Here is a 17,151-nt window from a genome sequence, read left to right on the forward strand (position 1 = left end):
TCGTGTCGATCCTCCGCGACCGCCGCGCCCGCGGCGATCACCCCGCCACCCGTATCGGCGGTGGTGCTGGTGCCACCCCCGGCGGACCGGACGGCGCGCGGTCTACGCGACGAACTCCTCGTCCCCGTAGCGGACCTCGGCGGCCTTCCAGTCGACCCCGAGGCCGGCCGTGAACGTCCGGGCGAGCGGCAGGTCGGCGATCGGCGCGATGAGGATCAGCCGCCCGTCGAGGGCCACCGAGCCGCCGCCGAGCCGCACGCGCGCCACGGGGTCGGCCATCAGCGCGTCGTGCAGCCGGGTGGCGCTGACGCCCTCGGCCCGGATCTCGACGGCGTCCGTCTCCGGCGAGGTGCGCGGCAGGCAGCGGAACGTCAGCACCGACTCCTGCCGGTACTGCTTGCGGATGACATCGGCGATGTGGTGCAGTCCGTCCGCGTTGACCTGTTCGACGTCGAACTCCCGCGAACGCTCGTAGGTGGTCTGCTGCTCCTTCTCGGACCAGAACACGCCGTCCAGCAGGGTCGAGGACTCCGGCCGCGCCCCGTGGGAGCGGATGATCTCCCGCACCTCGTGGTCGAAGCGCCGCAGCCGCGTCCGCAGCCGGGGGTCGTCCGGATCGGTGATGACGGCGGTGTTGTCGGTGGCGAAGATCTCGGCGGCCGGGCAGTCCGCCCCGCCGGAGGCCCGGGCCGACGGGTCCGCCTGGGCCGTGCCCGCTCCCGCCGGGGCCAGCGCCAGGACTCCGACCGCCACCATTACCCGCAACCGCTTCATTCCCACAACTCCCTGCCCGCGTAGCCGTACCGCGGCGCGCTCCCGGGGCCGCGGCGGGCCTCATCCTAGGAGCCGCGCGGGACCCCGCGCGGGCGTCGGCACCCCATATGGCGGATGGCGGACGGTGGCTACTTGCGGGCGGCCCGCATGAGGTACCCCCCGCCGGGGGTATGGGCCCACGGGGGAGGGGGGTGCACGGAGTGCGGGACGGTGCGCGCAAGGCGGCCAGGGGAGCGGCCGCGTTCGGATCGGCGGCGACCCTCGTCTTCGCCGCCTGGCTGGTCTGGCTCCTGCCCGGGCCTCAGCTGGCGGCCGTACTCGGCTTCGGACCGGTGGACGGCGTCCTGACCGTCGCCGAGTGCTACGAGGCCACCGACGTGGAGGGCTACGCCGCCGGCACCCAGTGCAAGGGCCGTTACGCCCCGGGCCGCGGGGGAGCCGGACCGCAGGAGGAGATCCTGCTGGAGACGGCCGCCGACACCTACCGGCCCGGCACCCGGGTGCCGGTGCGGACCGCGCGCGGGAAGGCGTACGAACTGTCCGGCTTCGCCGTCGGCAACCTGGGCGTCGCGACCGGTCTGCTCCTCGTCCCCTTCCTCGCCCTGGCGGCCTGGCTGTCCGCCTGCGCCCGCCGCGGCGAACGGGTGGACGGGGGCGGGTTCGTCCTCGCGGCGCTGGCCGCGATGGTGGCCGTGGTCGTGCTGGGCCTGGCGGCCGCCCTCCTCGTCGGGTTCCTCACGGCCGTCTTCTGAGGCCCCGCCGCCCCCCGCCGCGCGCGCCCTCCCGTCACGGCCGCCCCGCGTGCGGCTGCCGGGGGAGCAGGAACGGCCTCGTCGGGACGACCAGGCCGGCCGGCGGGCCCCCAGTGCGGTCAGCGCGGCGATGACGGCCCCGCCGGTGACCGATCACGCGGACAGGGTGCGGACGATCCCGTCCGCCGGGGTCCGTTGCGGGTGATCAGCCCGAACTCGGCGGCCATGACCAGCACGAGCCCGGGGGCACGGGCCGCCGGCGGCCTGCGCCGGGAGGGCGGAGGCGGTGAGCGGGGTGGCGACGGCCACGGTGTGGTGCCACCCCGCGAGCAGGTCAACCGGCGCGCGGCCGTGACTGCGGCCTCGCGTGCTCCGGGTGCGGCTCCGTCCCGCCGATCGCGCGGAACCCCAAGGCGGAGAGGAGGAGGCTCACGGCGTTGGCCGTCACGGTCACCGCCGGCCCGGGCCACCCCGTCGCGGCCCCGCCGAGCGGCGGTCCGAGCACGGCGGCCGTCCAGGCCGTCGACTCGGACCGCCCGTTCGCGACGAGCGGGTCCCCGGGTCTCACCAGCCCCTCTCACGGGCCGCTTGCGCCGGACCCCCCCACGGCGGAGCGGCCGGGGGCGGTACCGCCCCCACCTCGGCAGGGTGCGCAGCTGCGAGCCCGTCGCACCTGGTCACGGCCCGTACGACGGCTGTAGCCGCAACGGGTTCCCTGTGCCAACGTAGGCCCCATGGACGGCAACCGGGGCAGCGGCCGCAGCACCTCCACACACCGGCACGACCACCCCCACCCCCACCCCCACCACCCTCATCCTCATCCTCAGGGCGGGTGGCGCCGGGTGCGGCACCTGCTCACCCCGCACCGCCACGACTCCGGCGACAAGGTCGACGCGGCCATGGAGACCTCCCGCGAGGGCATGCGCACGCTGTGGATCTCCCTCGCGGTGCTGGGGGCGACCGCCGCCGCCCAGGCCGTCATCGTCGCCCTGTCCGGGTCGGTCGCGCTGCTCGGCGACACGGTCCACAACACCGCCGACGCGCTGACGTCCGTACCGCTGGGCATCGCCTTCGTCCTCGGCCGCCGCGCGCCCAACCGCCGCTACACCTACGGCTACGGCCGCGCCGAGGACCTGGCGGGCGTGCTCATCGTGCTGGCCGTCGCCGCGTCCGCCGCCCTCGCCGCCTGGACGGCCGTCGACCGGCTCCTCCACCCCCGGGAGGTCACCCACCTGTGGGCGGTCTGCGCGGCCGCACTGACCGGCTTCGCCGGCAACGAATGGGTGGCCCGCCTGCGCATCCGCACCGGCCGGCGGATCGGGTCCGCCGCGCTGGTCGCCGACGGCCTGCACGCCCGCACCGACGGGTTCACCTCGCTGGCCGTCCTGCTGGGTGCCGCCGGCGCGGCCGCCGGCCTGCGGGCCGCCGACCCCGTCGTCGGCCTGCTGATCACCCTCGCCATCCTGCTGGTCCTCAAGGACGCCGCCCGCGAGGTCTGCCACCGGCTGATGGACTGCGTCGACCCCGCCCTCGTGGACACCGCCGAGCACGCCCTGCGGGAGGTCCCCGGCGTCCTCGGCGTCGGTCAGCTGCGCATGCGGTGGATCGGTCACACCCTGCGCGCCGAAGCCGACATCGTGGTCGGCCCCCACCTGACCGTCGTGCAGGCGCACGAACTGGCGCTCGCCGCCGAGCACGCCCTGATCCGGGCCGTGCCCAGGATGACGGCCGCGACCGTCCACACCGACCACCCGGCGCCCGGGAGCCACCTGGCGGCCTGAGACCGCCCGGCCGCCGACGCCGCGCCCAGACCGGGCGGCGGTGCCGGGGCCGCGGCCCCACCGGCCCTGCGGCCCGCGGTGGCTCAGCGGGCCGCCTCCGCGCGGTGGACCAGGCCCGCGATCAGCGCGGCGATCTCCGGCCACAGGGCCCGCGGCAGGTCGTGGCCCATGCCGTCGAAGACCGCGAGCTCGGCGCCCGGCACGGCCTCCGCGGTGGCCCGGCCGCCGCTGACGTGGCACATCGGATCGTCGGCCCCGTGGATCACCAGCGTGGGCAGCCGCAGCGACCGCAGCCGCGCCGTACGGTCGCCCGACGCCACCGAGGCCAGCGCCTGGCGGGCGACGCCGAGCGGGTCGTACGACCGGTCGAAGGCCCGGCCGGCCCGCTCGCGGACCCCGGCCTCGTCGAAGGCGAACCCCGGCGAGCCCAGCACCCGTACCGAGTGGACCATCCGCTCGACGACGTCCTCGCGGCTCCTCGGCGGCGGCCCCGCCAGCGCGCTCAGCGCCGCGGGGTCCGGCAGGCCGACCCCCGGGCCGCCGGTCGTGGACATCATGGACGTCAGCGACCGGACCCTTCCGGGGTGTTCGATCGCCATCGTCTGGGCGATCGCCCCGCCCAGCGACAGGCCGACCACGTGGGCGCCGTCCAGCCCCAGCGCGTCCAGCAGGCCCACCGCGTCGGCCGCCATGTCGGACAGGGAGTACGACACCGACGAGAGGTCGCCCGCGAGCGCCGCCGGCACATCGGGCACCGGCGCGTCCCGGAAGTGGGAGGAGAGCCCCACGTCGCGGTTGTCGAACCGGACCAGCTGGACGCCGCGCCCGGCCAGTTCCGCGCAGAATCCGTCGGGCCAGCCGTGCATCTGGAGGGCGAGGCCCATGACGAGCAGCACGGGCGGGGCCTGCGCGTCCCCCCAGCGTTCGTAGGCCACCTCGATGCCCGCCGGTCCCACGTTCAGGGCCTTCTCTTCGCGCACCGTCACGCCGCCTCCTCGTCGCGGGGGAAGGACGCCGAACATACCGGCGGGGACGGCGCGGAAGGCCTCACACGGCCGGACGCGTCCGCCGTACGGCCCGCGGCGCGCCCCGGCTCGCTCGCGGTGCGGTCCACGACGAAGTGGACCCACGTCGCGACCTGCCCACGCTCCCTCCAGGAGGGTCCACGCGCGCGGACGCGAGGTGGAGCCGGTCACCGCGTACAAGCGAGACGAGGCCCGGCGCCGGTCACCGCGCCCAGCGGTTGCCTGGACATGCCGCGCCGCGTCCGAGAACGGAGCCAGGACGTCAGACCTGAGCGATCAGGGCGTAGCGGATGTCATCGACCGGCCGGCCCCACAGGTCCGGGGTGTCGCTGAGATCCTCCACCCGCACCGATGCCACCAGCGGTTCGACCGCGGAGGCGAGGTCGGCGGGAAGCACTCCGCCGTTCCAGGGGAGCGCTTCGGCACCCTTGACATACGGCGCCCCGGACTGCCCTGCCTCCCTCCAACGCCCTTCGACGAGGAGCAGCGTGCCTCCCGGGCGCAGCCGAGCCACCCACTCGCGCAGCGCGGTCTCGGGGGCCGGGAGGGTCCAGAGGAGGTGGCGAGCGAGCACCAGGTCGAACTGCTGGTCGCCCGTGGGAGGCGCGGCAGCGTCTCCCACGACAAAGCGCCCCGGGAGACCGGCGGTTGTCAGCTTCGCCTGGGCCTGCTCCACCATTTTCGCGGACAGGTCGACCCCGGTCACCCGGTGACCGGCCGCAGCGAGCAGCGCCGAAAGCGAACCCGTACCGCAGCCGATGTCGAGGACGTCCGCCGGGCCGGGCGGTGCCCACCTGCGCAGGAACTGGTCCCACGCACGGTGCGTGCGTTCGGCCCGCAGACCGTGATCCGGCTCTTCATCGAACGACGGAGCTGCGGCATCCCAGTAATCGGCGATCTCAGAGGTGTTGATCATGCCTCACATCCTCGCAGCAGCCACCGACACCACTGCTTGTCAGCCAGTCCCTCAACCTCACAGGACGTCCAAGAAGCAGAGAACAGGAGAGGGTCATCCACATGGCCGCAGGCACCCGTGCGAGTCCGGCCGGGCCGGGGGCTCCGCGGACAGCAGCCGGTCACCGGTCCGGGGGAGGGCGCACGGCCTCCCGCAGCGTGCCCCCGACCGCATGGGCCGGCCGGGCGGCATCCGGACGGGACGGCTCAGCGACGCCGGTCCGCCAGCGCCTCGGGCGAGCCCTCCCGCTGGTGCGGGACGGGCGGGTACGGCCGCGCCCCGGCGTCGTCGTGCCGCAGCGAGACCGTGTGCGCGGGCGCCGGGATCGAGATGCCCTCCGCCCGGTACCGCTGGTGCAGGCGTTTGATGAACTCGTGCTTGATCCGGTACTGGTCGCTGAACTCGCCCACCCCGAGGATCACCGTGAAGTTGATCCTGGAGTCCCCGAAGGTGTGGAAGCGTACGGCGGCCTCGTGGTCGGGGACCCCGCCGCTGATGTCGGCCATCACGCCGTCGACGACGTCGAGGGTCACCCGCTCGACGTGCTCCAGGTCGCTGTCGTAACCGACTCCGGCCTGGACCAGGATCGACAGCTTCTGCTCGGGCTGGGTGAAGTTGGTCATGTTCGTCCGCGCGAGGCGGCCGTTGGGGATGATCACCAGGTTGTTCGACAGGTTGCGCACCACGCTGTTGCGCCAGTTGATGTCGACGACGTACCCCTCCTCGCCGCTGGTGAGCCGGATGTAGTCGCCCGGCTGGACGGTCTTCGAGGCGAGGATGTGCACCCCGGCGAAGAGGTTGGCCAGGGTGTCCTGCAAGGCCAGGGCGACCGCCAGACCGCCCACGCCGAGAGCGGTGACCAGCGGGGCGATCGACACCCCGAGGGTCTCCAGCGCCACGAGGACGCCCATCGTCAGCACCACGATCCTCGTGATGTTGACGAAGATCGTCGCGGACGCCGCGACGCCCGTGCGGGCCGCGGCCACCGACTGGACCAGACCCGCCACCACCCGGGCCGCGCTGAGCGTGGCGATGACGATGAGCACGGCCGTCAGGGTCTGGTTGACCAGCCCCGAAACCCGCGCGGTGAACGGCAGCGCCGACGTGGCCACCGCGGCCCCGGCGAGGACCGCGGCCCAGGGGACGATCGTGCGCAGCGCGTCCACGATGACGTCGTCCCCGCTCCAGCGGGTCCGGCTCGCGTGCTTGGCGAGCCACTTCATCAGCGCCCGCAGCAGCAGACCGGCCACGCCGCCGGAGGCCAGCGCGATGCCGGCCACCATCCAGTCGTGCAGGACGAGGCCCCGGGTCACCGGCCCGCCTCCGCGCCGTGGGGGGCGAGGGAGCGGGCGGCCGCGGGCCGCCGTATGTGCTGTGTCGTCACCTTGTCACCTGTCAGATCGTGTCGTGCGCGGCGCCGTTGGAGTGGATGTACGCATTCCGAACGCACGGTCATCCTGCCGCATGGTCCCCCCGCGCCCGCAGTCGGACCCCGGCGTTCCGGTCGTCGGCGGGGCACGGACACACGGACCCGTGCCGGGCGCCCGGCAGCCCCGGCGAGGTCCGGCCGCTGCCCGGCCTGCGGGCGGTGGAGCGGGTCGCCCCCGGCCGGGAGTCCCCGCCGTCGGCCGCGGGGTTGGTCCGGGTTGACGAACCGCTCACCTGCCCGGCCCACACCTCCGGCCTGTCGGGGTGGCCGCGGCCGTGGGGGAGGGGTGATATGTGCAGCGCGTGGAGAGGCGCCCGGGCCCGCCAACAGGCCATGGGGGCCCACGCGACCGTTCCCTCCCACTCCCGCGGCGCTCTCGCGCCGGCGGGGAAGGAAGTCATGAACCTGAACGCTCACAAGGTGACCCGACGGCCCCGGACGCGCTCCCGGGTGCTCCTCGCCTCCATCGCCGCGACCGCGGCCCTGACCGGCCAGCTGGTGGCACTCGCCCCTGCCGCCTCCGCGCACGGTCCGAAGCCGGGCGACAACGCCCCCACGGCCCAGGACAAGAAGCGGAACCCCGACAAGGACGACCACAAGAAGAAGCCCTCCCAGTTCCCGCACGGGCTGCGCCAGTTCACCGCCGACAACACCTTCACCGTTCCGGCGGGCGTCCGGACCGTCTTCGTCCAGGCCTGGGGCGCCGGCGGTGGCGGCGGCGGTGGTGGCGGGGCCTCCGCCACCAGCGCGGGCGGTGCGGGCGGCGGTGGCGGAGCCGGCGGCTTCACCTGGTGCACCCTCAACGTGACCCCGCTGGCCGACTACGGCGTGGACGTCGGCGACGCGGGAACCGGCGGCACCGGTGGTGCCGGCGGCGGAGCGGCGGGCGGCGACGGCGGCGACGGCGGCGCGGGCGGCAACTCCACCGTCGTCGCGACGACGACCAACACCACGCTCGCCACCGCCTCCGGCGGCGCGGGCGGTGGCGGCGGCGACGGCGGTACGACCGTCCCGGGCTCCGGTGGCGCCGGCGGTGCGGGCGGCAACGGCTCGTGCTCCACGGGCGGCGTGAACCGGACGGGCGCCCCCGGTACTCCCGGCGGCACGGGCCTGACGGTCGGCCAGGGCGGTCTCCCCGCCGACGGCATCGTCGCCCTGCCCCCGCGCGGTGGCGAGGGCGGCGACGGCGGGGCGGGAGGCCTCGCCCCCGGAGCGGCCGGCGTCCCGGGACAGCCCGGCGGATCCGGCTACGTCGTCATCTGGTGGTAACACCGTCCTGACCGGAGGGACGCGAACACCCCGACCGCCCGTTCCCGCGGCCCTCCAGCCGCCGGAACGGGCGGTTCCGCGTCGGCTGGGAACCGGTGAGGAACTCCCGCAGGTCGACGATCGCGTACTCCTCCTCCAGGGCCGCGTCGATGATCCGGGGCAGCGCCCGCGCGTCGAGGACGACCCCGTCGCCCGCGCTGCTGCCGACGTGCATCTGGAGGATCGCCCCGGGACCGAACGAGCCCACCGCCCTGCTGACCGCCTTGTCCACCGTCATGCCGCCGGCCGGCCCCAGGTAGCCGTTGGTGTCGTTGGTGAACTCGATCACCGCGTAGCCCAGGCCGTTGACGTCCTCGACGGATTCCGGCGTGGTGGAGCTGTACGGGAACCGGAAGAACGGGAGCGGCTCTGCCCCGGACGCCGTACGGATCGCCGCGTCGGCCGCGAGCACCTCCCGCTCCCGCTCCGCCGTGGCGAGGCCGTCGAAGGAGGGGTGGCTGTGCGAGTGGTTGCCCAGCCCGTGCCCCGCGTCGGCCATCGCGCGCACCGCGGCCGGACGGGCCCCGGCGAACAGGCCCGTGGGGAAGAAGGTGGCCGGCGCCCCCCGGCGCCGCAGCTCGGCCAGGACCACGTCGAGGCCGCTCTCGTCCCACGCGGCGTTGAAGGTGAGCGCCATCACCCTGCCGGACGTCGGCAGCCGGCGGATCTCCCGCCCCAGCAGCGAGGCCGGCGGCCGGGGGCCCGCCGTGGCGGCGGCCCCGCGTACCGGGGGACCGGAGGCCGCCACGGCGACGGGGCCGGGAACGAGCCCCGCCGCCAGCAGCGCCGCCATCGCGGCGCGTCGTCCCACATCCACCACAGTGACTCCTTCGGACACGGCGCCGCCCCGCGCGGCGCTGCCACGACTATGCGCGACCGGCCCGCCGGGAGCCGCGCGGCCGTGGTGGGCACCCGGGTGATTACCGCGGGCCGCGCCGCCGGCACACGGTGCGCCCGGCCCGCCGCCGCCCGGGAGCGCCGTACAGTCCGCTGCGGGCACCGCCGCCGCCGTCACCGCAGGCGCCTACCGGCAAGGGAGACAGCCGTGAACCCGACCGACCAGGACCGCTTCCCGCACGACCCGGCCCGCCCCCGGGGCGGGGACCTCACCGGGAGGGCCTCGCTGCACGCGCTGGTGCTCTCGGGCTCCTCCCGCACCGGCTCGGTCAACGCGCGGCTGGCGGCCCTCGTCGCGAGCCTGGTGGTACGGGCCGGGGCCACCGCCGAACCCGCCACGATCGGGGACTTCCCGATGCCGCTGTACGACGGCGACCTCGAGGCCGACGAGGGGGTGCCGCCGGGGGCACTGGCCCTGCGGGAGCGGATCGAGGCGGCCCAGGCCCTGGTGATCGCCTCACCCGAGTACAACGCCTCCGTCCCGGGCGTGGTCAAGAACGCCGTCGACTGGGTCTCCCGCGTCCGGCCGCAGCCCTTCAAGGACAAGCAGGTGCTGCTGGTGTCGGCCTCGCCCTCGATGGTCGGCGGCAACCGCGGCCTGTGGGCGCTGCGCATCCCCCTGGAACACCTCGGGGCGCGGGTCTACCCCGACATGTTCAGCCTGGCGATGGCCCATCAGGAGTTCACCGAGGACGGCGCGCTCGCCGACCGGGGACTGGCCGAGCGCCTGGCCTCGACGGTCGATTCCTTCCTGGACCTCGCCGAGGCCGACACCCGCTACCTGTGCCTGCAGCGCCGCTGGTACGAGTTCCTCGGTGACCGCACCGACGCGCCGGTCACCGCCCGCGCCCAGGACTGAGCGGCCCGCCGGACCGCGCCCCCCTCAGCGCTGCGACAGTTCGGAGGGGGCCTCCTGCACCACCCAGCCGTTGCCGTCCGGGTCGCGGAAGGTCAGGAACGAGTTCCAGGTGTCGCCCTTGCCGTCCTCCCACCCCGCCGCCCCGAGGCGGCGCACCGGGGAGACGTCCACGCCCCGCGCCACCAGCTCCGCGCGGGCCGCCTCGATGTCGGTGACGCAGAGCTGGAGCCCGTGCAGCGTGCCCGGCGCCATCACCGCCGTACCGGGCGCGGGCGGCATCCCCTGGAGCAGCGCGACCGAACACCGGGACCCGGGCGGGGTCAGCTGGATGACGCGCACCCCGGGGGCGACCTCGTCGTCGAGGTCCACCCCGAAGCCGACGGCGTCGGCGTAGAACTCCTTCGCCCGGTCCATGTCGGTGACGGGTACCGGGACGACTTCGAGCGTCCAGTTCACGGGAGCGCCTCCTCGGGAGCGCCGGCGGATCCGCCGGACGGTGGGACGGTGGGACCGAGTCTCCCGCACGAGGGCCCGCCGGGTCCGCAGGCGCAGCCACCGGCGCGACCGGCCGGCGCGGGGCGCACACCGCACAAGGGGGCGCGCGCCGGTGCCGCGGGGGCGTGCAGAACGGCGGATGCCTCCCTTCCGGAAGTTTTCCGCGACCGGCGTGCACGATCGGACGCCGTTTCCGATGGGGTGGTGATGAGGGCGCTCGTCGCTCCAGGGCTGCCGCGCACGGGGGCGGGCAGCCCTTCTTCCCCACCCGCCAGTCGGAAGGTTCCACGCCGAAGTGAATGTTGCCGAGATCGTCGCCCTCGCGCTGATAGTCACCACCACGGTCCGTGTTTTCTCGAGCGATGTGACACCCACCGCCCTGGAGGGCGGCGACGAGCAACGGTGGGGGAGTGCATGAGCGAAGGCGAGTTCGACCCAGCGGGGGACCAGACGGTCTCCAGTGAACTGGCGGGCGTCCTGCCCGTGGAGTTCACCGCGTTCCACTCGCAGCAGCACCGCGCGTACCTGCGTTACGCCCACCTCCAGCTGGGCAACGCCAAGGACGCCCAGGAAGTCGTCGACGACGTGTTCACCTTCCTGCTGAAAGTGTGGCGCCAGGCCCTCAAGGAGGCGAGCCTGCACGGCTTCGCCTGGGCGGTGCTGCGCGAACACGTCGAACGCCGGCTGGCGGCCCTCGGCCGCCAGGTCGCCATGGTGGAGACCGCCTGGTTCTGCGCCCTGCGCCGCTCGTCGAGGGAACGCCTCGAACTGCTGGAGTCCAAGCTCGGCCTGTACGCGGCCATCGCGGAGCTGTCCGAGCGACAGTACGACGTGGTGCTGCTGGCCTTCCTGCTGGGCAACGACTCCGAGACGGTCGCCCGCATGATGGGGATCTCCCCCGCGACCGTCCGGTCACACGTACGCGGCGCACGCCGAACCCTGTCCCGCAAGCTCGGGGTGGACTGGATCCCCGGAGAGGAGAAGGACCAGTGAGCGACATGCCCGCTGACCGTGACATGCCGCTGAGCGAACTGGACGCGGCCCTGAAGAACGCCTCGGTGCTCGCGGAGGAGTACGCCGGCTACGACGAGGGCGCCGCCCGGCGCCGGATCGCCCGCCGGATCGTCGCCGACCGCGCCCGCTCCGCGATCGGCAGCGCCACCGGCCCGGACCTTCCCCTCCGGTGTCCGGCCACGGCCGCCGACCACGACGCCCTCGTCCTGGACGCCGCCTGTCACGTGCGGGCGGCCCGCGTCCTGGACGACGTCACCTGGTCCCTCGTGGAGAGCCGGGACTTCGCGGAACGCGCCCTGCACGCCGAGTCCTGGCCCCACGGCGTGGACTCGGCCCTGCTGTTCGGCTCCCTCCTCCACCTGGCGGAGCGCACGGAGGGCGCCCGCTTCTGGTTCCAGTACGCGGCCGGCGCGGGCTCCCGTACCGCCGCGCAGTGCCTCTACCTCCACCACCTCTCCCGGGCGGAGGTCCGCACCGCCCGCCACTGGAGCCGGCAGGCCCGGATCCTGGCCGCCGAGGAGCACCTGCCCCACCTGCCGCTGATCCCGGGGGACCTCGAAGAGGCCCTCACCGCCTCCGTGATCTGGACCTCCCCGCCCATCACCACCCAGGACCTCAGCTCCCTCTCCCGGGTTCCCGGCCGGGCCGTGCGGCCGCCCTACCGGCTGCCCGCACGGCTGCGCCAGGCCGTGGCTGAGCGCCCCCACACCGAACACCCCGACCTGGGGGAGGTGTTCACCCCCGGTCCGCCGGTCGCCGTGGCCGTGGCCCACCACGCACGCCTCAACCCCCTGTACCTGACCGGCGAGGCCAACGCGTGGGCGCTCGAAGCGCTCAAGCAGCCGCACCTGACGCACGCCGCCCGCAAGACCCCCGAAGGACAGCCGGCGCCCGCCGCGCTGGAGTCCGTGCACCAGGCGCTGCGCGTCCTGGAGGTGATCAACCGGTTCTCGGGCGGTGTCAGCCTCACCCAGATCGCCCGGGAGACGAAACTGCCGCAGCTGGTGATCGCCCGGGCGGTGGAGCAGCTCTTCCGGGCCAACCTGGCCACCCCCACCGGGCCCGACGCCTACATCGCCGGCGGCGCCCTGCTGGTCACCGACGCGGCGGGCGGCGAGGGGCGCGGGCACCTGAAGGAGACCCTCGCCTGGGTGCGTGACGCCGTGGGCGCCGCCGTCTACGTGGCCCGCTACACCGACGGCGAGGTCTCCATCACCCAGTACGCCGACGGCCCGGGCACACCCGTCGTCGAGGAGTGGGTCGACTTCAGGTCGGCCGCCCACGCCTCCGCCGTCGGCAAGGCCCTGCTCACCCAACTCGACTACGACGACCGGAAGGACCACCTGGACCGCCACCAGATGTCCAAGCTGACCCGCCACACCCTCGCCAGCGAGAAGGCCCTCTTCCACCAGCTCGACACGCGCGGGCCCAACGCCCCGCTGCTCGACCTCCAGGAGTACGCCATCGGCACGGTCTGCGCGGCCGTCCCGATCACCTCGGGCCCGAACGCCGAATGCGTGGCCCTCTCCATCCCCGTCCCCGACGCCGCACGGCTCAGGCAGGCCGCCCGGATCCTGCAGAGCGAGGCCGCCGCGGTCTTACTGGCCCTGATCGTGGCCGGCAGCGCCCGGCCCGACCCGGTACCGGTGCGGAGCGCACCCGCCGCCCCGGGCCTGCCGTGGACCGGCCCCGCCGCGGCGGAACCGGCTCCCCTGCCCACCTTCCTCTCCACCACCGTCTAGAGCGGCCGGCCCCCGGGGACGGGGGCCGGCCTCCGGTCAGGACGACGACGCGCCGGAGCGGGCCCGGACATCCGGGCCGGCCCGTTCCGCCGCGCGTCGGCCCCCTCCGCGCGCCGCGCGTCGGTCCGGGGCGCCCGGTCGCGGCCGGGGCCGCCTCATGCGCGGCGGGCCCCGAGGGCGGCCACCGCGCCGACCATGCGGTCCCAGAACAGGTCCGCGTCCAGGGTGGTGGCGACCCGCGCGTTCACCGGGCGGCCCACGTAGTCGTGGAGGTCCACCACGGTGGCCCCGCGGGTGTAGCGGCCCTGGAGCTCGACCACGACGTTGGCGTCCACGCAGCCCACGATCGCCGGGTCGATCACCCGGGCCACCGCCACCGGGTCGTGCAGCGGCGCGTGGGGCATGTCCCACAGCAGACGGTACGTGGAGGCGTAGTAGGTGAGCAGTTCCACGCAGACGGAGCCGAGTTCCGTGCCGAGGGCCTCGAAGCGGGCCAGCCTCTCGGGCGTCGCCAGGGCCTGGTGGGTGACGTCGAGCCCGCACATGGTCACGGGTACCCCGCTGCCGAAGACGACGGCGGCGGCCTCCGGGTCGGTGTACACGTTGAACTCGGCCGCCGGTGTGCGGTTGCCCGGCCCCACGGAACCGCCCATCAGCACGATCTCTCGGATGCGGGAGCCGATACCGGGGTGGCGGGTCAGGAGGAGGGCGATGTTGGTCAGCGGGGCGGTGGGCACCAGGGTGACCGGTTCGGGGTGCTCGAGGAGGATCCGGTGGATGAGGTCCACCGCGTGCTCGGGCACCACGCCCACCGTGGGCGGCGGGAACTGCGGCCCGTCCAGACCGGACTCGCCGTGCACGTCGGCGGCGACGACCAGCGGCTGGAGCAGCGGCCGGTCACAGCCGGCGGCGACGGGCACGTCCGTGACGCCGGCGAGGGTCAGCACCCGGCGGGCATTGAGGGTGGTCTTCTCCAGCGTCTGGTTGCCGGCGACGGTGGTGACGGCGAGGAGGTCGACGCCCGGATCCCCGGCCGCCAGCATGATCGCCAGTGCGTCGTCGTGTCCGGGATCGCAGTCGATGATGATCGGTACGGGCACGCGCTGGTCCTCCTCCTGGGCCTGGGCCGCCCAGTCTGCCCCCGGGAGCCCGCGCGGGCCGCTCCTTACGAGCCAAAAACGCCGCGGGGGCGTGGCGGACGCAGACCCCCCGGCGGGCGGTGTGATGGTCGGCCGACTCCCCCGGACGGGGGTGGCGGCGATGGCCGCTGCCGCGCCTGCGCCGATGGCGCGGGGGAGTGTGGAACGGTTCGTGCCGATCACGCACAGCAGCGATCGGAAGGACAACCCATGCTCAGAACGGTGTTCACCGCCGGCGCGGCCGCCGCGCTCGCCGCTGCGGCCCTGGCGCCCTCCGCAGGTGCCGCGACCCCCTCCGTCCCGGCCCCCGCGCCTCCCGGCCAGATCACCGTCGACGTGGTCCAGGTCAACGGCTCCGGCTGCCGCCCCGGCACCGCCACCGTGGCGGTCTCCGAGGACAACACCGCCTTCACGGTGACCTACAGCGAGTACCTCGCCCAGGTCGGCAAGGACGCCAAGGCGACCGACTTCCGCAAGAACTGCCAGCTCGGCCTCCGCGTGAACGTGCCCCAGGGCTACACCTACGCCATCGCCAAGGCCGACTACCGCGGCTTCGCCAGCATCGAGCCCGGCGCGAGCGCCACCCAGAACGCCAGCTACTACTTCCAGGGCATGTCCCAGACGGCCCACCGGAGCCACACCCTGAACGGCCCCGCCAAGGGCAACTGGCAGGTGACGGACGCGGTGCCCGTCGAGGCCCTGGTCTTCCACCCCTGCGGGGCCAAGCGGAACCTCAACATCAACACCGAGCTGCGCGCCAACGCCGGCTCCTCCGACACGGCCAACACCACCAGCTTCCTCGCGATGGACTCCACCGACGGCAGCTTCAACACCGTGTACCACTTCTCCTGGAAGACGTGCCCCGCGCGGCGCTGACACCCGGTCTGACGGCGAGGGGCCGTGTCCGGGACGCGCCGGGCACGGCCCCCCGGCATGCCGGGGGGCCGGTGTGAAGAGATGCCATTGGCGACATTCGGGTGGGAATGACCCCATCCGGCAACCGGAAGCAGAAAGTAACGAGTCATGACGTTCAGTGATGACTCCACTACCGGGAGGTCTGATGAGCACCATGAACGCCGCACCGACCTACGGCCTTTCCACCGGTACCCCGCAGTGGGCGCTCGACCCCTACCGCTTCCCCGGTCTCCAGGACCTGGAGGAGCCCGAGGTGCCGGCGGCCCCCGGGGCCGAGCCCTCCGCCCCCTCCGAGGCGTCCCGGCCGTCCGGGCGCTGAGCCCGCCCGGGAAGCGGAAGCTCGGTTACTCGCGAGGAAACCCGCCCTTTGGTTATGGTGAGCGCCCCTCCGGTCGCGTCCCCTTCGGATCCCATGTCCAGTCATGGATCCGGGTGCTGATCGAAGGATGTCCCGCCAATCCGGGACGTAAATGCATCCAGAGCGACGTGCTGTCGGCAACACCGCCCGACGTCGGCTCCATGCGAGCCGGCCTGCGCCCGCCCCGCCACCCGGGGCCCGAGCGCGGCGGCCCTCTCATTCACCTACCTCGTGAAGGCAAGGCAGAGATGGCAAGAGCCACCAGACAGTCCTCCCGGCAGTCCACCCGACGGGGCATACACCCCGTCGACGAATTCCTCCCCTTCCCCCGACTCGCCCTGTACGGCTTCCAGCACGTGCTGGCGTTCTACGCGGCGGCGGTCATCGTCCCCGTCCTGCTCGGCAACGCACTCGGACTCACCCGCCAGGAACTGGTCCACCTCATCAACGCGGACCTCCTCACCTGCGGCATCGCCTCGATCATCCAGGCCCTCGGCATCGGGAGGACGGGCGCCCGGCTCCCCCTCGTCCAGGGAGTCACCTTCACCGCGGTCTCCCCCATGATCGCCATCGGCCTGGGCGCCGGAGGCGGTACCGCCGGCCTCCTCGTCGTCTACGGCGCGGTGATCACGGCGGGCATCGCCACCTTCGCCTTCGCGCCGCTCTTCAGCAGGCTGGTGAAGTACTTCCCGCCGGTCGTCATCGGCACGATCCTCACCGTCATCGGCATCACCCTCATCCCGGTGGCCCTGCAGGACGCGGCCGGCGGGGCCCACCTCGTGGGAACGACCGCGTACGGGTCCGCGAGGAACCTCGCGTACGCGCTGGGCACCCTGCTCTTCGTCCTGGCGCTGGTCCGCGTCGGCAAGCCCTTCCTCAGCAGCCTGGCCGTCCTCCTCGGGCTCGTGGCCGGCACGGCCGTCGCCTGGCTCTTCGGCGACGTGGACTTCGGCCCCGTGGCGCAGGCCGACTGGATCGGGGTCACCACGCCCTTCCACTACGGCATGCCGCGCTTCGAACTGCTCCCGATCGCCGCGATGCTCGTCGTCATGCTGATCACCATGGTGGAGACCACCGGCGACGTCTACGCCATCGGGGAGATCACCCGCAAGAAGGTCGACGCCGACACGGTCGCGCGCGCCCTGCGCGCCGACGGCGTGGCGACGGTCCTCGGCGGTGTCCTCAACTCCTTCCCGTACGTGGCCTTCGCGGAGAACATCGGCATCGTCCGGATGTCGAAGGTGATGAGCCGCTACGTCGTCGTCGCGGCGGGCCTGTTCATGATCGCTCTGGGGCTGCTGCCGAAGGCGGGCAGCCTGGTCGCCTCCGTCCCGCACCCGGTGCTGGGCGGAGCGGCGGTCTCCATGTTCGGCATCGTCGCGGCCGTCGGCATCCAGATCCTCGCCAAGGCCGACCTGCGCGAGGAGCGCAACACCCTGATCCTGGCGGTCAGTCTGGGCGCGGCCCTGCTGCCGACCACGGTGAAGCCCTTCTTCGAGCGCATGCCGGACGACGTCCGGGCCGTGCTCGACAGCGGGATCACCCTCGGGGCCCTCACGGCCATCCTGCTGAACCTGCTCTTCAACGTCTTCACCAGCCGCGGCACGAGCGAGATCGACTGGGAGGACCTCGGGGAGGACGGCCCGCCCGGTTCCCTCGCGGCGGCGGCCCGTTGACGCACGGGCGGGCCGGGAAGGGAACCGTGCCC

The 17,151-nt window shown here is 74.1% G+C and carries 15 protein-coding genes and 1 pseudogene; 9 read left to right on the forward strand and 7 right to left on the reverse strand.

All coding sequences use genetic code 11. The annotated features are described in order from the left end of the window. Positions 1–102: 102 nt before the first annotated feature. Positions 103–774 carry a hypothetical protein gene (locus ACZ514_RS04275; RefSeq protein WP_469124067.1) on the reverse strand — a complete coding sequence of 224 codons (672 nt, stop codon included), beginning with the start codon at positions 772–774 and terminating at the stop codon, positions 103–105. A gap of 200 nt (positions 775–974) precedes the next feature. Between ACZ514_RS04275 and ACZ514_RS04280 the strand changes: the two genes are divergently transcribed. Next, positions 975–1,526: a hypothetical protein gene (locus tag ACZ514_RS04280; RefSeq protein WP_468162329.1), complete on the forward strand. Its 552-nt coding sequence runs from the start codon at positions 975–977 to the stop codon at positions 1,524–1,526. A 734-nt stretch (positions 1,527–2,260) separates the two neighbouring features. Next, complete coding sequence (locus ACZ514_RS04285) at positions 2,261–3,307, forward strand: cation diffusion facilitator family transporter (protein WP_469124068.1); 1,047 nt, start codon at positions 2,261–2,263, stop codon at positions 3,305–3,307. Positions 3,308–3,390: 83 nt separating this feature from the next. Here the strand turns inward: ACZ514_RS04285 and ACZ514_RS04290 are convergent, their stop codons facing one another. The 3 genes from ACZ514_RS04290 to ACZ514_RS04300 all read right to left on the reverse strand — a co-directional run bounded on the left by ACZ514_RS04290 (position 3,391) and on the right by ACZ514_RS04300 (position 6,600). Continuing rightward, positions 3,391–4,293 (reverse strand): alpha/beta fold hydrolase, encoded by a 903-nt coding sequence (locus tag ACZ514_RS04290; protein WP_468162324.1) that lies wholly within the window; start codon positions 4,291–4,293, stop codon positions 3,391–3,393. Between the two features lie 301 nt (positions 4,294–4,594). Further along, entirely contained in the window at positions 4,595–5,248 is a 654-nt protein-coding gene (locus ACZ514_RS04295; RefSeq protein ID WP_468162322.1) for a class I SAM-dependent methyltransferase, read from the reverse strand. 245 nt (positions 5,249–5,493) lie between these two features. After that, on the reverse strand, positions 5,494–6,600 hold the full coding sequence (locus ACZ514_RS04300) for a mechanosensitive ion channel family protein (protein WP_468694554.1): 1,107 nt from the start codon (positions 6,598–6,600) through the stop codon (positions 5,494–5,496). 515 nt (positions 6,601–7,115) lie between these two features. Here ACZ514_RS04300 and ACZ514_RS04305 point away from each other — a divergent pair. Beyond that, positions 7,116–7,985 (forward strand): hypothetical protein, encoded by an 870-nt coding sequence (locus ACZ514_RS04305; RefSeq protein WP_468162318.1) that lies wholly within the window; start codon positions 7,116–7,118, stop codon positions 7,983–7,985. Here ACZ514_RS04305 and ACZ514_RS04310 read toward each other — a convergent pair. Next, positions 7,972–8,841 carry a polysaccharide deacetylase family protein gene (locus ACZ514_RS04310; RefSeq protein ID WP_468162316.1) on the reverse strand — a complete coding sequence of 290 codons (870 nt, stop codon included), beginning with the start codon at positions 8,839–8,841 and terminating at the stop codon, positions 7,972–7,974. The genes ACZ514_RS04305 and ACZ514_RS04310 overlap by 14 nt on opposite strands. A gap of 306 nt (positions 8,842–9,147) precedes the next feature. Between ACZ514_RS04310 and ACZ514_RS04315 the strand changes: the two genes are divergently transcribed. Next, entirely contained in the window at positions 9,148–9,780 is a 633-nt protein-coding gene (locus ACZ514_RS04315) for an NADPH-dependent FMN reductase (protein WP_468163302.1), read from the forward strand. A gap of 24 nt (positions 9,781–9,804) precedes the next feature. On the opposite strand, the gene ACZ514_RS04320 is transcribed toward ACZ514_RS04315, so the two are convergent. Continuing rightward, complete coding sequence (locus ACZ514_RS04320) at positions 9,805–10,236, reverse strand: VOC family protein (protein ID WP_468162314.1); 432 nt, start codon at positions 10,234–10,236, stop codon at positions 9,805–9,807. A gap of 453 nt (positions 10,237–10,689) precedes the next feature. Between ACZ514_RS04320 and ACZ514_RS04325 the strand changes: the two genes are divergently transcribed. Together ACZ514_RS04325 and ACZ514_RS04330 are read left to right on the forward strand one after the other, a co-directional pair. Further along, complete coding sequence (locus tag ACZ514_RS04325) at positions 10,690–11,268, forward strand: RNA polymerase sigma factor (protein ID WP_388940328.1); 579 nt, start codon at positions 10,690–10,692, stop codon at positions 11,266–11,268. Positions 11,269–12,137: 869 nt separating this feature from the next. Beyond that, positions 12,138–12,905 (forward strand): annotated as a pseudogene (locus ACZ514_RS04330) (IclR family transcriptional regulator domain-containing protein); the annotation flags it as partial. A 281-nt stretch (positions 12,906–13,186) separates the two neighbouring features. On the opposite strand, the gene ACZ514_RS04335 reads toward ACZ514_RS04330, so the two are convergent. Then, entirely contained in the window at positions 13,187–14,131 is a 945-nt protein-coding gene (locus tag ACZ514_RS04335; protein WP_468694546.1) for a nucleoside hydrolase, read from the reverse strand. Positions 14,132–14,380: 249 nt separating this feature from the next. Between ACZ514_RS04335 and ACZ514_RS04340 the strand changes: the two genes are divergently transcribed. The 3 genes from ACZ514_RS04340 (at position 14,381) to ACZ514_RS04350 (ending at position 17,119) form a co-directional block, all read left to right on the forward strand. Beyond that, positions 14,381–15,046, forward strand: a complete 666-nt coding sequence (locus tag ACZ514_RS04340; RefSeq protein WP_469124069.1) for a DUF4360 domain-containing protein — start codon at positions 14,381–14,383, stop codon at positions 15,044–15,046. Between the two features lie 184 nt (positions 15,047–15,230). Next, on the forward strand, positions 15,231–15,404 hold the full coding sequence (locus ACZ514_RS04345) for a hypothetical protein (protein WP_468162308.1): 174 nt from the start codon (positions 15,231–15,233) through the stop codon (positions 15,402–15,404). A gap of 287 nt (positions 15,405–15,691) precedes the next feature. Then, positions 15,692–17,119 carry a nucleobase:cation symporter-2 family protein gene (locus ACZ514_RS04350; protein ID WP_469124070.1) on the forward strand — a complete coding sequence of 476 codons (1,428 nt, stop codon included), beginning with the start codon at positions 15,692–15,694 and terminating at the stop codon, positions 17,117–17,119. The last annotated feature ends 32 nt before the right edge of the window (positions 17,120–17,151 follow it).

This window comes from Streptomyces sp. NPDC034086 (assembly GCF_055575515.1).

Coding starts and splice junctions, on each gene's coding strand:
- ACZ514_RS04275 (WP_469124067.1), bottom strand. CDS start 774: ATGAAGCGGTTGCGGGTAATGGTGGCGGTCGGAGTCCTGGCGCTGGCC.
- ACZ514_RS04285 (WP_469124068.1), top strand. CDS start 2,261: ATGGACGGCAACCGGGGCAGCGGCCGCAGCACCTCCACACACCGGCAC.
- ACZ514_RS04295 (WP_468162322.1), bottom strand. CDS start 5,248: ATGATCAACACCTCTGAGATCGCCGATTACTGGGATGCCGCAGCTCCG.
- ACZ514_RS04305 (WP_468162318.1), top strand. CDS start 7,116: ATGAACCTGAACGCTCACAAGGTGACCCGACGGCCCCGGACGCGCTCC.
- ACZ514_RS04325 (WP_388940328.1), top strand. CDS start 10,690: ATGAGCGAAGGCGAGTTCGACCCAGCGGGGGACCAGACGGTCTCCAGT.
- ACZ514_RS04340 (WP_469124069.1), top strand. CDS start 14,381: ATGCTCAGAACGGTGTTCACCGCCGGCGCGGCCGCCGCGCTCGCCGCT.
- ACZ514_RS04345 (WP_468162308.1), top strand. CDS start 15,231: ATGAGCACCATGAACGCCGCACCGACCTACGGCCTTTCCACCGGTACC.
- ACZ514_RS04350 (WP_469124070.1), top strand. CDS start 15,692: ATGGCAAGAGCCACCAGACAGTCCTCCCGGCAGTCCACCCGACGGGGC.